Origin of the sequence: Marinomonas mediterranea MMB-1, assembly GCF_000192865.1 — a bacterium.
Taxonomy (GTDB): Bacteria; Pseudomonadota; Gammaproteobacteria; order Pseudomonadales; family Marinomonadaceae; genus Marinomonas; species Marinomonas mediterranea.
On sequence record NC_015276.1, the window covers coordinates 3,659,810 to 3,674,601 of the forward strand.

General features: G+C 42.2%; 15 protein-coding genes. 3 read left to right on the forward strand and 12 right to left on the reverse strand.

The window, feature by feature from the left end; genetic code table 11:
- Positions 1-3 precede the first annotated feature (3 nt).
- Together MARME_RS16760 and MARME_RS16765 are read left to right on the forward strand one after the other, a co-directional pair.
- The gene (locus MARME_RS16760; protein WP_013662450.1) at positions 4-2,592 is read left to right on the forward strand and encodes a reprolysin-like metallopeptidase; all 2,589 of its coding nucleotides are present in this window, start codon (positions 4-6) and stop codon (positions 2,590-2,592) included.
- Complete coding sequence (locus tag MARME_RS16765) at positions 2,568-3,161, forward strand: rhomboid family protein (RefSeq protein ID WP_041647968.1); 594 nt, start codon at positions 2,568-2,570, stop codon at positions 3,159-3,161. Before MARME_RS16760 ends, MARME_RS16765 begins: the two co-directional genes overlap by 25 nt.
- A gap of 3 nt (positions 3,162-3,164) precedes the next feature.
- On the opposite strand, the gene MARME_RS16770 is transcribed toward MARME_RS16765, so the two are convergent.
- The 6 genes from MARME_RS16770 to MARME_RS16795 form a co-directional block, all read right to left on the reverse strand.
- A complete protein-coding gene (locus MARME_RS16770; protein WP_013662452.1) occupies positions 3,165-3,773 on the reverse strand; it encodes a UPF0149 family protein in 609 nt (202 codons plus the stop codon).
- Between the two features lie 98 nt (positions 3,774-3,871).
- Complete coding sequence (gene parE / locus MARME_RS16775; RefSeq protein ID WP_013662453.1) at positions 3,872-5,770, reverse strand: DNA topoisomerase IV subunit B; 1,899 nt, start codon at positions 5,768-5,770, stop codon at positions 3,872-3,874.
- A 154-nt stretch (positions 5,771-5,924) separates the two neighbouring features.
- Complete coding sequence (locus MARME_RS16780; RefSeq protein ID WP_148231046.1) at positions 5,925-6,518, reverse strand: YqiA/YcfP family alpha/beta fold hydrolase; 594 nt, start codon at positions 6,516-6,518, stop codon at positions 5,925-5,927.
- A gap of 74 nt (positions 6,519-6,592) precedes the next feature.
- Entirely contained in the window at positions 6,593-7,051 is a 459-nt protein-coding gene (locus MARME_RS16785) for a DUF1249 domain-containing protein (protein WP_013662455.1), read from the reverse strand.
- Between the two features lie 44 nt (positions 7,052-7,095).
- The gene (locus MARME_RS16790; protein ID WP_013662456.1) at positions 7,096-8,079 is read right to left on the reverse strand and encodes an acetyltransferase; all 984 of its coding nucleotides are present in this window, start codon (positions 8,077-8,079) and stop codon (positions 7,096-7,098) included.
- The gene (locus MARME_RS16795) at positions 8,069-8,695 is read right to left on the reverse strand and encodes an NUDIX domain-containing protein (protein WP_013662457.1); all 627 of its coding nucleotides are present in this window, start codon (positions 8,693-8,695) and stop codon (positions 8,069-8,071) included. The genes MARME_RS16790 and MARME_RS16795 overlap by 11 nt, the downstream gene beginning before the upstream one ends.
- 186 nt (positions 8,696-8,881) lie before the next feature.
- On the opposite strand from MARME_RS16795, the gene cysC reads away from it, so the two are divergent.
- A complete protein-coding gene (gene cysC / locus MARME_RS16800) occupies positions 8,882-9,445 on the forward strand; it encodes an adenylyl-sulfate kinase (RefSeq protein WP_013662458.1) in 564 nt (187 codons plus the stop codon).
- A gap of 8 nt (positions 9,446-9,453) precedes the next feature.
- On the opposite strand, the gene MARME_RS16805 is transcribed toward cysC, so the two are convergent.
- From MARME_RS16805 to neuB, 6 genes are all read right to left on the reverse strand, one after another.
- Positions 9,454-10,263: an SDR family oxidoreductase gene (locus MARME_RS16805; RefSeq protein WP_013662459.1), complete on the reverse strand. Its 810-nt coding sequence runs from the start codon at positions 10,261-10,263 to the stop codon at positions 9,454-9,456.
- Positions 10,260-10,940: an acylneuraminate cytidylyltransferase family protein gene (locus tag MARME_RS16810; protein WP_223295056.1), complete on the reverse strand. Its 681-nt coding sequence runs from the start codon at positions 10,938-10,940 to the stop codon at positions 10,260-10,262. The genes MARME_RS16805 and MARME_RS16810 overlap by 4 nt, the downstream gene beginning before the upstream one ends.
- A gap of 86 nt (positions 10,941-11,026) precedes the next feature.
- The gene (locus MARME_RS16815; protein WP_013662461.1) at positions 11,027-12,001 is read right to left on the reverse strand and encodes a Gfo/Idh/MocA family protein; all 975 of its coding nucleotides are present in this window, start codon (positions 11,999-12,001) and stop codon (positions 11,027-11,029) included.
- On the reverse strand, positions 11,998-13,050 hold the full coding sequence (locus MARME_RS16820; RefSeq protein ID WP_013662462.1) for a nucleotidyltransferase family protein: 1,053 nt from the start codon (positions 13,048-13,050) through the stop codon (positions 11,998-12,000). The genes MARME_RS16815 and MARME_RS16820 overlap by 4 nt, the downstream gene beginning before the upstream one ends.
- A gap of 10 nt (positions 13,051-13,060) precedes the next feature.
- Entirely contained in the window at positions 13,061-13,720 is a 660-nt protein-coding gene (locus tag MARME_RS16825; protein WP_013662463.1) for an acetyltransferase, read from the reverse strand.
- Positions 13,710-14,783: an N-acetylneuraminate synthase gene (gene neuB, locus MARME_RS16830; protein ID WP_013662464.1), complete on the reverse strand. Its 1,074-nt coding sequence runs from the start codon at positions 14,781-14,783 to the stop codon at positions 13,710-13,712. The genes MARME_RS16825 and neuB overlap by 11 nt, the downstream gene beginning before the upstream one ends.
- Positions 14,784-14,792: the final 9 nt, after the last annotated feature.

Consider the following 14,792-nt stretch of genomic DNA (forward strand, 5'->3'; position numbering starts at 1 on the left):
AACGTGTTTCTCTCTAGCTCATCTAAAAGTGCTTATCACCACACTGTTAATATTCTGTCGAGACTGATCACTTATACCTCTATTGCGATTATGAGCAGTAGCATGGCATTTGCATTCCCGAATACGTCTTATTTTCATGATAGAAGCACGACGTTGGAGACGTTTGCAAAATCAAGCTCGTTGAACATTGATCAAACCGTTAACCAAACAGACAGCCAAGAAAACAATCAATCACACAAGTTGGTCAAAGCGGATTCAACTCGTCCACTTAGTGGTGATTTTAATGATTTGAAGCAGTATCTTCTTGATACCAGCTTAAGCGAATATCGTATTGATCTACCGCTTCCTGATGGTCAATCGATTGAATATATTTTAGCGCCTACGCATGTTATGAGTGAGTCAGTTGCTGAACAGTTTCCCGACATGCGTCAATTCAAAGGCTATGCCGTTGATAATACAGGACTCAGTGGTCGTTTCGATGTATCTGAACTTGGCTTTCGAGGGTTATTTGATACACAAAACGGACAAGTGACACTTGATCCAACTCATGTTGGAGAAACAAACAACTATGCGAGCTACTATGCACGTAGCAGTAACGGGTTAGACTCTAATTTTAACGAAACAGTGCTTCAGGGCGACACTGAAAGCGCAGCAGTGCAACAGCGAACCGCTTCTTATACGCCGACACTAAAAACCTATCGTTTGGCAGTCTCTGCATCGTATCAGTTTACCGAATTTTATGGCGGACAATCCCAAGCACTCGCGGGCATTGTGACTATGGTGAACAGATTAAATGAGGTATACGAAAAAGATCTAGGCATCACCTTCACCTTGGTATCAGGTACAAACACAATCGTGAACAGTGCTAACGCTGGCCCCTTTGATAACAGCAGTAACGACATCAGTTATAATAAAGCCTTTCTTGATTCAATTGTTGGCAACGAGAACTATGATATTGGGCACATCGTAAATACTGGCGGCGGCGGACTTGCTACACTTGGCTCGGTTTGTGATAACGAAAAAAAAGCACAAGGCGTTACAGGGATCCCCTCCCCTACTGGCGATGCCTTCTATATTAATTTCGTTGCTCATGAAGTCGGACATCAATTTGGTGCCAATCATACATTTAATGGGACAACAGGTAATTGTTCTGGAAATAGAAACGAAGACTCGGCCGTAGAACCCGGCAGCGGCTCAACCATAATGGCATATGCAGGAATATGCGGAATACTAAACCTACAAAACAACTCAACGCCACATTTTCATGCATACAGTATCAACGAAATTAATAACTATTTAGCAACGACGATAGGCTCAAGCTGTGGCACGGTCACCTCGCAAGCCAATACTGCACCCGCTGTCGACGCTGGTGACGACATAACTATCCCTGCAAACACACCCTTCATGCTCATAGGCAGTGCGACAGACACTGAGAATGACAACCTAACCTATATCTGGGAGGAAATGGATACAGGTAACGCCTCTACCTCAGTTACAACCATGGCTGACGATGGAACTCGAACTCTTTTCAGGTCGTGGGAGACTGTAACTAGTGCAACGCGCTACCTACCACGATTAGAAGACCTCGTTGATGGAGAACTATCCCTAGGGGAGACCTACCCAGCAAGTAGCCGAAATTTAAATTTCAGATTAACAGTGAGACAAACCGATAGTAACGGAAACAGTCTAGCGGGGAGTAACTACGACGATAAGGTGGTGACGGTTGACTCAAATTCTGGCCCTTTTTATATCACATCACCAAACTCTAATGTCACTGCAGACACAGGAGAAACCGTTACTCTTAACTGGAATGTTGCCAATACATCCTCATCTCCTGTGAATTGTTCGAATGTCGATGTACTCATCGCAGATGAAGGAAACACCGCTTTCTCTGGAGCAGGTGAAAAAATACTGGCGGAGAATATACAAAACACGGGGCAAACTACAATTTTGGTACCTAACCTGAACATTGCTAATCGCTATATTATGCTTCGCTGCAGTAACAAAAGCTTTTTCGCGTTATCGCCCTGTCACTTTACGTTTAATGGATCCGAAACATCGCCCTCTCAATCCTGTACGCCACGTAGCGTCCCTTCAGTTATTAACAGCAGCAATAGCAATAACACCACCAGCATTAGCAATTCGAGTTCAGGGAGCTCTTTCCTATCTGGCTCAACCTCCTTCCTTTTTTATATACCGTTAATCTTGTTAACACTAAGCAGCTCTTTAGTAAAAGGGAGAAAATTTACCAAACTTACATTAACAGGGGCACTGATAGGCATGATAACAACGGGTTGTACGACGGTAGACGCTCAACCGGAAAAATCTAGCTGGCTTAAAGGCGAGCTAGAACGAGTAAAAAATACTGAGGATTACCGTCTCATTACCCAAGGAGGGCGAGGCGAACCGCTACCGGGGCTGGATGCTAAAGAGTTTGCTCAAGCCAAGCAGCTTTGTGGAATGATTAATGTATCGTTAAGCGATGTGATCCGCTCTGATGATGAAATGAACGAGAGAGTAAACATGATCAATGATATCGCTCGCTTCAACAAAACGGTTTGGCCGCTTTGCCAAAAACACAATCAACCCTAGGTAATTCGTTAGGCGTTCACTACTTTTACGCCTTTATCACGTTTGTGGTTGTCATGATGTTGCCATTCGAGGATGGATGGCAACATCACTGGAGGCTGTCGAGTGCAGCCTTTTTCTCAGAGCCTTGGCGCTTAATCAGTGCGCATTTCACCCATTTAAATTACATGCATGCGTTTACGAACTGTATTGGAATGGTATGTATTTTTGTTGTATCACATAAGCAAGTTTCTCTGAAAAGCTGGAGCGTGATTAGCGTTTATCTTATTGCTCTTATCGACTGTTCGCTTTATTTGAGAAGCGATAACTGGTTCTATTCTGGCTCATCAAGCTTAGTGATCGGCTGGTGTAGCTTCGGGATTTTAGTGGTCTCTCAATACTCGAGATTGATTCAAGTGGTCACGCTTATTTGTCTTGGTGTGGCATTGCTGTTCACGAAAACGCCAGACTATTTAATACAGTATAGTGGCGCGACAACGCAGCATTGGGTGGCGTTTACAGGGGGAATATTAGGCGCTATAGTTTTGCTCGCTATTAGGCATTGGAATGCAAAGCACGTTAAAATTGCTTAGACACTAGTGAACAATACGCGACCCTGTCGGCACGACTTCGATTTCAGGATGATGAAACTGCGCCAAACGCATGATCGACTCTTCCAACGTGCTACGCCAAAACTGTCGCTCTTCTTCCGTCATACCTTCAAGTTTCTGCCAGCCTTTTTCCGTTCCGTATAAACGAACACAGGCCATAACTTCATCGATAAACGCTTTATCCGCAGAGTAGTTTAAGCCTAGAAGATGCGCGCCGCGCATAAAACCGACGCACCAGTCCTCAATCATTATATTTACTTTGCCGTCTGGCGCGGTGTGTTCGAGGTAAACAGGATGCAAGTCCCCTTGAATTAAGCCATTTACAGATTCCATGTACATGATCATGACCAAACCGAGAAACTCTTCTTCCTGCTCTTTGGACTCCCAGTTTGGTTGTTCGTCTTCTGGCCCCCAAATGGCCCAGAGCCAATCGCCAGGGATATGCGAATCCGGCGCGCAACCGACTGCCGTCAAAAAGCCATCGAGTTCGGATACCCCCATAATGGAACGGTCCGATCCCAAGGTCGAAAGGTAGTGATCAAGGCGCGAATATAACGCCTCAACACTTTCATTATTATTGCTTTCGTCTGACATAATCACTCTTGTAAGAATCCTTTTCGATCCTATATCACCTTAAGTATAGCAAGAGAAACGCATTGCTCATGATTTTTGAACGCGGCTCTCTATACTCACTAGTCAATAATGGCTAAGTTTCCGTATGTTTCCAACCAATCTTTTCGATCGGCTGCTCGCTTTTTCGAAAGCAGCTTATCGAGCACCTCACCGGTTTCCAAAGGGTCGTCCATTGTCAACTGAATCAAGCGTCGTGTATCTGGCGCCATGGTGGTTTCACGCAGTTGAGGCGGGTTCATCTCACCCAGACCTTTGAAACGCTGTACGTCGAGTTTACCGCGCTTTTTCTCTGCCTCAATTTTATGAATGATGATGTCTTTTTCCTCATCATCCAGCGCATAATGCACTTCTTTACCAATATCGATACGATATAGCGGCGGCATCGCCACGAAGACATGACCAGAGTTCACAAGTGTGGGGAAATGCTTTACAAAAAGCGCACACAGCAATGTGGCGATGTGCAAACCATCGGAGTCGGCATCGGCTAAAATGCAGACTTTTCCATAGCGCAAACCGGATAAGTCCTCTTGCCCTGGGTCAACGCCTAGCGCGACGGAAATGTCGTGAATTTCCTGAGAAGCCAGCACTTGTGATTGATCCACTTCCCATGAGTTTAGGATTTTACCTCGCAACGGCATTATCGCTTGGAACTCTTTGTCTCGAGCCTGTTTTGCAGAGCCGCCCGCAGAGTCCCCTTCCACTAAGAAGAGCTCACTTCGACTTGAATCTTGACCCGCACAATCAGCCAGCTTTCCGGGTAAAGCAGGGCCTTGAGTCACTTTCTTACGCACTACTTTTTTGCTGGCGCGCATGCGTTTTTGCGCACTCGAAATAATAACGTCGGCTATTTTTTGTGCGTCTTCAACGTGTTTGTTCAACCACAGACTAAACGCGTCTTTTACTGTCGCTGTAATAAACGGTACGATTTGGCGTGACGAAAGGCGTTCTTTGGTTTGACCTGAGAATTGAGGTTCTTGCAGCTTTGCAGACAACACATAGCTACATCGCTCCCACACGTCTTCTGCGGTCAGCTTGACGCCGCGTGGAAGTAAGTTATGGAAATCACAAAACTCTCGTATCGCTTCCAACAAGCCTGTGCGCAGCCCATTTACGTGAGTACCGCCTTGGGCTGTTGGAATAAGGTTTACATAACTTTCGGTAATTAGCTCTCCGCCTTCTGGCAACCACTGTACCGCCCAATCAACACCCTGTGTGGTTTCTATCAAGGAGCCGATGAACGGCTCTTCAGGTAGAAGTTCGTAGCCTTTATTTGCAAGTGCGAGATAGTCTTTTAAGCCATCTTGGTAGAACCATTCTTCTCGAGTCTCTTCACTGCCGGATTGATCCACAAAAACGACGTGTAAACCAGAACACAATACCGCTTTTGCTTTCAATAAGTGGCGAAGACGTGACAGCGAAAATTTAGCTGAGTCAAAGTACTTTGGGTCTGCTTTGAACTTTACTTTTGTTCCGGTATTTTTTTTGCCTACCGTACCAACCTCTGCCAATTCAGAAGTTTTAAAACCATCGGCAAAAGCAATGTGATACTGCTTACCATCTCGCTTAACCCAAACGTCCAGCTGATTGGATAAAGCGTTTACAACGGATACACCCACGCCGTGAAGACCACCTGAAAACTGGTAGCTGTCACCTGAGAACTTACCGCCCGCATGCAGTTTGGTTAAGATCAGCTCTACCCCTGAGACACCTTCTTCAGGGTGAATATCAACAGGCATACCACGACCATTATCCTCTACGCTCAGTGAGCCATCTTTGTAGAGCGTTACTTCTATTTTATCCGCATGCCCCGCAAGCGCTTCGTCGACAGAGTTGTCTATAACTTCTTGACCTAAGTGATTTGGTCGCGTGGTTTCTGTATACATGCCAGGGCGCTTTTGCACTGGCTCCAGACCACTTAATACTTCTATCGATCCTGCGTTGTATTCTTTTACTGACATACGGTTAGTTACTTCCAAAAAAATTTGCTAGGAGGGAGTCTATCAAAGGTGTCATTTTGAATAAATGACTATGTCGTAGGAAAAGGTAATGAGTACAGCTATTCCCTTCTCGCTGGCACAAGACGTTTTACTCAAAACATGCAAGTGGCGTCAATTAACGACACGTTCGATCAATAACGCCCGTGAACTCTAAAATGGTTTCGGCAAAACGATCGAAGTCTACAAAGCTGTGGTCTCCGCCTTTTTCATGAGTAAGACGCTCAACTTGCTTAAACCGATTGAGCGCAGCTTGATAGTCCAGCACTTCATCGCCTTCTTGAAGCATAAGCCATATGTTGTTCCCTGTAGGCTTTGTGACATCTATCGTTTGTAACTCTTCGATATGTGTTTGCGTCAGAGTATAGCGCTCATTTGTATAAGGGTTTTCCTGAACACCAAGTAAATCTTGTAACAAGATCGGCGCTTCGACAGCAGGGTTAATCAGCACGGCTTTAAGGTTATATTTTTCAGATAAGTATAGACTGTAAAAACCACCAAGTGAGCTTCCAACTAACGCGACATTCTGACCAGATGCGAGTTTACCTTCGATCAATACTTCTAATTGCTGAATAGCCAAATAGGGCTGCCAATGTAATCTAGGGCAATAAAAATCAGCCTCTTTTCCAATAGAGGCCATCGCTTGCTTTATAAGTTGAGATTTAAATGAGCGTTCTGAGCTGTTAAAACCATGTACGTAGATTAGTGTCATAGCGGGTACTTTTAAGGGCATACCTGGAATTTAAGGAGTATTTGGAAACTGCTTATTTAAGAATCTAGCGGTGCCTAAGCCATCTGAATAAAAGACACATCATCCAGACGGTGACCGTGCTTCAAGCACAGTTCTAGCAAGTCGGCGAGCTGTTGATTCAAACGGAACTTCTCATCCTTATGGCGCATTTCATCATTGGGGTACGGGTAACTGCCACGAAATTGCCGATGGCCGTCGGTAATCTCAGCTAACCCAACATCATGATACAACCGAATGATCATTTTAAGCTTGGCATCAAACATTAACTCGCTTTGGGTTTCTGGCATGAACTCCAAAAGCAATTCGGACGTAAATCGACTCTCGTCTTTTAAAGATAGACTTAGACAGCTTCGTTGATGACCAGACGTATCGATCGCAAAGTGCCACTCACGCTCCTCTTCTTTTGTGCGCAGCACTTTACCTATCCGGCGATAATTTAATTCGCCCAATAGCTGAAGCTCTGCAAGATTTGGAACATAGTGTTGTTTTGTCATCGCCTATCCAGTGTAAAGTTATAATGATTGAAGCATGCTGGGCATTACTTCATCGCAGAACTTTCCCTAGTTTGGCTGCGTTTCTCTCGCGCTAGCTCCTGTTCCCAGGTTTTTATTTCAGCGTCTAGTCTACGATCTTTCTCATACCAATATTGATTAAACCAACTAAAAAACGCTTCTCGGTCTCGGCCTAGCGGATCGGTATCCGGCTCTTTAAGAAACGCGGGGATCGCAATATTTCGTACTGATACTTTCGCTGCTGCAAGCCTGCCACATAGCAAATCCCAAAAACTGTTCTGCTTATGAGGGTATACGACATTAATATCAATAATGTCTTCAAATTTACCGGGCATCGCTTTGAGAACAAAACCTATGCCACCCGCTTTTGGTTTTAATAACCGTCCATAGGGCGAGCTTTGCTGACGGTGCTTTCGTTCAGTATAGCGAGTTCCTTCAACAAAGCTTAGTACGGTATTGGGCGTTTTGGCGAATCGTTTACACGAACGCCGTGTTGTTTCTAAATCTTCTCCCGCTAATTCGGGACGCTTGATAAGCTTTTCTTTGCTATGACGCTTCATAAATGGAAAGCCCATAATCCGCGTCGCGGTCCCAATTAACGGAATCCAAAACAAGGCCTGCTTCATGAAGACGCGAGGTGGCACGACGCGCCCTTCAAGCTGAGACAATATAATAAAGACATCGACCCAACTTTGATGATTTGCGATGGACAAATGCCATGAAGCGGAATCACGTTTCATACCGTCATCAAACTGCCACTCTACGCCGAGTACTTTGTTAAACCACCAGTAACTCGTGCGAATCCAACCCGCAAAACATTGGTTACAAGTCTCATTGACCTTCGACTCGTTAAAACGGCGAGGAAATAAAAAGCCAATGGCGATAATATGAAGCCCGCCCGCCCAAAACAATACGTTGAAACACATGAACAAAAAGGAAATCAACCCAACAAGCGGCCTCAGTAAAGGAAAACGGCCCAGCACATTTTGTACGATACAACTAAACTTCATCAACCCACTTTTTCATTAACTTATTCTTATTGAGAGCAAACCACTGTAATCCCATTATAGTACTTGCGTTTTCAATGTCTTCCTCCAACAGGGCAATGGCCTCCTGACTGGAAAAAAGATGCAACTTGATATCTTCATTTTCTGAATCGAGTCCATGAGATCGATTAAGGTCAACTTTTGAGGCATCAAATTCCGCTGCATACATGCGAAGATATTCTACTAGGCCACCTGGTGAAGGGACAAATTTGAACATATATTCTAAACGCTTCACTTCTACGCCCGCTTCCTCAAAAGATTCACGACGAGCAACCTCTTCGTCATTCTCGCCTTCTTCTACCATGCCAGCAACCAGTTCAATTAACCACGGAGACTCGCTTTTAGGGAGGCAAGGCCTAAACTGCTCAATCAGAAGAATTTTATCTCGTATTGGGTCAAATAGAAGCACGCACACTGCATCGTCTCGCACCATCATTTCACGGGTAAAGATTTCGCTCCACTCGCCGTTAAACTTTTTATGGCGAAGATTTTGCTTATGCATTTTAAAGAAACCGTCGTAAACACATTCGTCATTTACAACTTCAACATCTTGTTGAGAGTATGTTCGCATGATTGGCATTGCGGGGGCTCTGTGAAGTCGGTGAAATATTTGCATAAGTCTATCATGCAATATTAACAACGAAAATATTAATGCCCACTAAGTCAAGAATTGGGACTATTTCATATACTAAGTTGATGATTTTTATTATAAAGTACATATCTGTTTTATTGTTCTTGGGATAGAAGTTTTAGAGAAGCTGCACCTATGACACCTTGTATTTGGATAACAGGCCTTTCTGCGTCAGGTAAATCTACTTTTGCACAGGCACTAAAAGAAAAACTCGATAAACAAAGCGTTAGTAGCTATATACTTGATGGTGATGAACTAAGAAAGGGGCTATGCAGCGACTTATCCTTGACGCCAGAAGACAGAAGCGAAAATATAAGACGGATGGCTCACGTTGCCAAAATTGTCAGCAATACTGGAACCATTCCGATCTGTGCCATTATTTCGCCGTATATTAATGATAGAGAAAATGCTCGAAAATTGTTTGAAGAGAGCAATTTTATTGAAATTTACCTATCAACTAAAATCGAAGTTTGCGCAGCTCGTGACCCCAAAGGCCTATACATGAAGGCCAAACAAGGAAAGATAAAAGGAATGACAGGCATAGATGCCCCTTACGAGGCACCTATAAATCCAGAACTAACCTTCGATACGGCGATTGAAGAACTTGATGAGATGGTAAATCAACTTCTAGAGGTTTTATTAAGAAAGAAACAACTTAGCACTAATACCAATGCTGGCGCTCTAAATCACATACTCTAAATAGTACGTTACTTTGCTGTCCAGCCGCCGTCGATAGCAATATCCTGACCAGTAATATAACTTCCTGCGTCGCTTGCTAATAACATAAAAGTTCCGACCAAATCCTCTTCCTTTGCCATTCGTCCAGTTGTAGTTTTTTCGCAATAACGGGCTTTAAAATGAATATCTTGACCTCTTTCTACGCCTCCTGGAGTAATAGTATTAACTCGGAATTTAGACGGCAAGGATGTGCATAACCATCGAGTTAACTGAGCTAAACCAGCCTTACTTGCCCCATATGCGGCCGGGTTACCCATATCCGTTCCATGGTATAGACTCATATCAGGACCTACCTGTCCATAGATCGAGCTAACATTAATTATACTAGGTGATTTTGCATTATTCATCAGGTGAAACACACCTTGAATTAAGGTAAATGGGGCTGTGAGATTCACCTCGAGACAACGTCGCCAAGTATCAACAGATTGTTCAAGAAATGGTACAGCCCACCCATCCAAGTCTCTGGAGCCAACAAATGCAGCCGCATTTATAAGCACATCAAGCGTACTATATCCATCATTTATTTCTTGTAAAAACCGGCTTACCTCAGACCCATTTTCTAAATCAACTCTTGAAATATAGATATGCTGCTCATCAGTGCCAGCCTTAAGTAAGTCATCCTTAGCCTCACGTAGAGCATCCTCATTTTGGTCAATGAGAATCAAATTTGCTCCACAAGAGTAAAACGCTCGAGCGACAGTTTTGGCAATATGACCAGAACCACCCGTTATTAAGATATTTTTGCCCTGTAAACTAAATAATGTTTTTACAACGCTCATACCATCTCCTGCAATAAGAATTCAGCCAGCCTAAAATCTTGTTCGGTATCTATATCTAGTGCGGAACGTTGGCTTACACTATGCAACTCTACTTTACCGTCTAAGACGCCCTTCGCACTTTGTATATGTTTAAAACTCGTAACATAGCACACTGTCGTAATGTCATAACATTCGGGAGCATCTTGACGGCGAGAAACGTCGGATGGAATAACAAGCCCATAACCTGAATCTCCCTTTTTAAGCATATTGAAATACGGGTTTCTATGAGACAAAACACCTGTAACGACAATATCAGAGTCTACTTCAACATATTTTTGATAAGCCCCATTTATATCATCATACGTTCTAAGGGGGGATGTGGCAGGTAAAGAAATAAAAATATCGTTCGGGGTCGCGCTCCCCTCCTCAATAAGATAATTCACGGCATGCTGCCATGCTAACCACTCAGGTGCAGAATCAGACGCTAAATAATCTGGACGTTTTATAAGCATAGCCCCGTTACGAGTGGAAACCTCTGAAATCTCGCTATCATCGGTCGATACATAAGTAGAGTCTACAAACTCCATACGATTAGCAAGATCTATAGACCAGCATATTAAAGGCTTTTCGCCCAATACACGGATATTCTTCTTCTTAACCCCTTTAGAGCCCCCTCTAGCAAAAATAAAGGCAAACACTTTTCTCAAAATTTGACTCCAAAATAGTTTATATAAAAAAAAGAGGTTATATAAATGATCTAGATTTTTAGAGTTGAAAAATAATTCTAAAAATCATTCGATTTTATTTTTTCGATGACTGTGACGACTTCAATAGCATCAAAAAAATTACTTCTATAGTTAATGCTGTTATCTATCTGACCTATAAAATCAAGCAACATAGAAAGATACATACTATTTGAATTTACCGTATCATCAGAGAAAACAAGCTCCTTTTCATAGGGAGATAATAAAAAAACTCGATTATTTATTAAATCCCACTCGATTGTTCCTTGGCTTCCTTTGAATCGGCAGTAACGATGTGCTTTTCGTTGAAGAAAATCTAAATGTACATTTATAGTCACATTTTTGTCAGATTTTAAAATAATATCTACAGAATCTTCAACATCCAGTGCTAGAATGTCACTCGTGTCTAATATTGCAGATTTCACTTTAAGAGGACCTAATAGCCACATTAGGTAGTCAAACTCATGGCTAAGCTCGAATAACACTCCACCACCCAGCTCAGATTTCGTTGACACCGTTTCACTAAGCGCTTTGTTAGGTCGCCAATCAGGCAAATACTGACCCGTATCGACAGATACATGAAATAAAGTTCCGATCTTTCCTTCCTGTATATAATTCTTAACTACATCAGAAGAAGACAAGTAGCGTAAGCAGTAACCGACTGATACTGGCGTATTAAAAACATCAGACGCTTCTTTAATTTTAAGTGCATCTTGAGAGCAGAGCGATAAAGGCTTCTCAATTAGCACAGGTATACCAGCCTGAATAAGGAGTAAAGAGTGTTGAGTATGCAATGAGGCAGGAGAAGCAACGATCACAAACTTAACATTAAGTGCAATGATCTCTTCAATAGAGTCTAAAACATCATCACAAAAACTAATCGTTTCACTAATCTGACGTCCACTGGCACTAAGAGCATAGATTTTCGAGCTAGGAAATAAGGTTTTCAGATTTTTTCTATGACGCTCAGCAATATTTCCTAGCCCAATAACGGCATATGACTCGACTATTATCATAGCTTTAAAGAATGGATATCAGACTGAGCTCGATTAAAATCTTCCATTCGACCAATATCAAGCCAATATTCATGTATGGGGAACATGAGTACGTCTTTATTCGCGTTCATATTACGTTCCAATAGCTCTGGCATATCCAAATGATGATTACTTGGAACAGAGCTATATATATTTGGAGAAAGCACATAGATACCTGCATTTACGAAAAAACGCTGTATAGGTTTCTCTTTTATATCAACAACTCTGCTGCCTACACCTTCTATCACACCATAAGGAATTTGGTAGTCATACTCCCGAACACACATTGTCGCTTCCGCATTATTCGTATTGTGAAAATCTAGTAAACTCTGAAAATCAACATTTGTTAAAATATCGCCATTAATTAATATCAAAGGAAGGCTTTTATCAGCCTTTTCAGGTAATAACCCTAAAGCTCCCCCAGTTCCTAGAGGCTCATTTTCATAAATATAATTTATTTCAACTCCAAATTTAGAGCCATCGCCAAAATGTTCCGTTATTTTTTCGGGCATATAATGAGTTGAGATATAAAACCGCTCAAAACCCGCTTTGATAAAACTTTTTAAAGTAATTTCCAAAATTGGTCTATCGACAATATGTAGCATTGGTTTTGGACATGAATCAGTAAGCGGACGCAAGCGAGTTCCAAAGCCTCCAGCCATAATAAAAACAGGATTCTTATAGATAGACTTTCGAGAAACACTATGCAAGGTTTCTAACCCTGCTATTTTCCCAAAATCATCTATTAATGGAATCGATAAAATGCCTTTTTCACCCATAATATTACTTAACTTACGCTTACTCGTACCAACTTCTGCTGTTACGGGATTCGTTGTCATTACTGCACCTACCGATTCAGTAAGAGACAAACCATTTAAAATTCCGCGACGAATATCACCATCAGTAATAACACCAATTAGCTTTTCATTGTCATCTACAACAAGAGCGATTCTTAGTGCCTCACTATTAATAATTTCCAACGCCTTTTGAATTGTATCCTCAGATTTTAAAATAATTTGGCCCCAATTCATTGCTTTCACCTTATCTATTGCCAAGTGTGCTAATGTGCGACTTAGGTGCGTAGAGTATACTTTTAGGCGCAACATCTCTCGTTACAACGACACCAGCTCCAATGATAGAAGACGCTCCAATAGTCACACCTTGAATTATTGTCGCATTGGCACCGATAAAGACATCATCACCAGTAACAACATGACCACATAATGTTGCATTAGTAGCAATATGGTTACCTTCCCCAATAGAACAATCATGCTCTACCACAGAGGATGTATTCACGATGCTATTTTCTCCTATGTATGATCCAGTATTGACAACAGCACGAGATAACACTTGTGCTCCCTTGCCAATACAGCCATGAGTCGATATTAACGCACTGTCAGAAACAACAGTTTCAAATCGATAACCTAATGACACGAAATACTGATGAGCCTTTTTTCTGTTTTGAGAATTAGGCATTAGCCCTATTCCATTCACCAAACGTACACTTTGATTGTCAAATTTCAATATTTGCTCGTCGGACTCTATATGAAGTGTATCGGCAAGAATACGCCTAACATTAGAAATCTCCGGAGAAACAACCGCTGCTATCTCACGACCTTGAGAAATGAGAATATCTGCAAGAACAGAGGCGTGGCCACCTCCGCCAATTAAGATAAGGGGGAAATTATCATCATTCAACAATCAAGTCCCCTGGAAGGTAATCTTTCGTTGCTTGTTTATCTAATAAACTCCAATAAAGGTAGGGGGACATACCATTTCCAGGCCTTTTAATGACAACATTCTCTTTAGTAAAAGACTCCCCCGCAATAATAGCAGTCTGAGCCACCAAGCTTTTTCTAGAGACATCTTTATTTTCGAGTTCTGAGGCGGTAGGGGCCTTAATCGCATGACCTAGTCCTTGCTCTACTTCGCGAATGGCATTGACCATAGCTGATAACTCTTTTGGTTCTAGAGACGCTTTATGATCAGGACCTTCCATATTTTTATCTAGAGTAAAGTGTTTCTCTATTACCGTCGCACCACAGGCTACCGCAGCAGTTGATATTGCTATTCCCTTACTATGATCAGAATACCCCACTCTTAATCCAAAAGTAGCATTTAGCGTATTGATAGCTCGTAAGTTAATATCGGTAACTGGAGCGGGATAAGCAGAAGTACAGTGTAGTATAGTGACTTTATCTTTCAGCAAACGCTTTCCATCTTTAGAGGAGTATGCTTGTTCAAACAATAGCTTTGAAGGCGCTTTATCTGTTTCCGATAACATACCAAATGCCAACACGCCAAGTGCTGCTTCGATTTCATCAATTGATGCCATTCCAGTCGATAATATAAGATCACACCCCGTTCGAGCATGCTCCAGTAAGAAAGGCGCATTAGTCAGCTCACCCGACGGAATTTTTAAGCGTTTAAGCGCTAAATTATTAACAAGGAATGATAAACTTTCAGAATCAAAAGCAGTAGATAAAAATTCAATCCCTAGCTCAGCACAATATTTAGCTAATGCTATATAAGTGTCAAAAGGCAACTCCAACCGCTTTAACATGGACAATTGAGACTCTTCAACCCCCATACTTTTGCGTTGATATTCTGCTTGTTTACCATGAATAGACACTAGACTTTCAGCTTTAAAGGTCTGAAACTTGACAATATCCGCGCCAGCTTCAGAGGCAGCTTTTACCAGTTCAAATGCTAACTTTTCATCGCCATTATGATTTACACCAGCTTCTGCAATTATTAACGTCATCTATTTCCC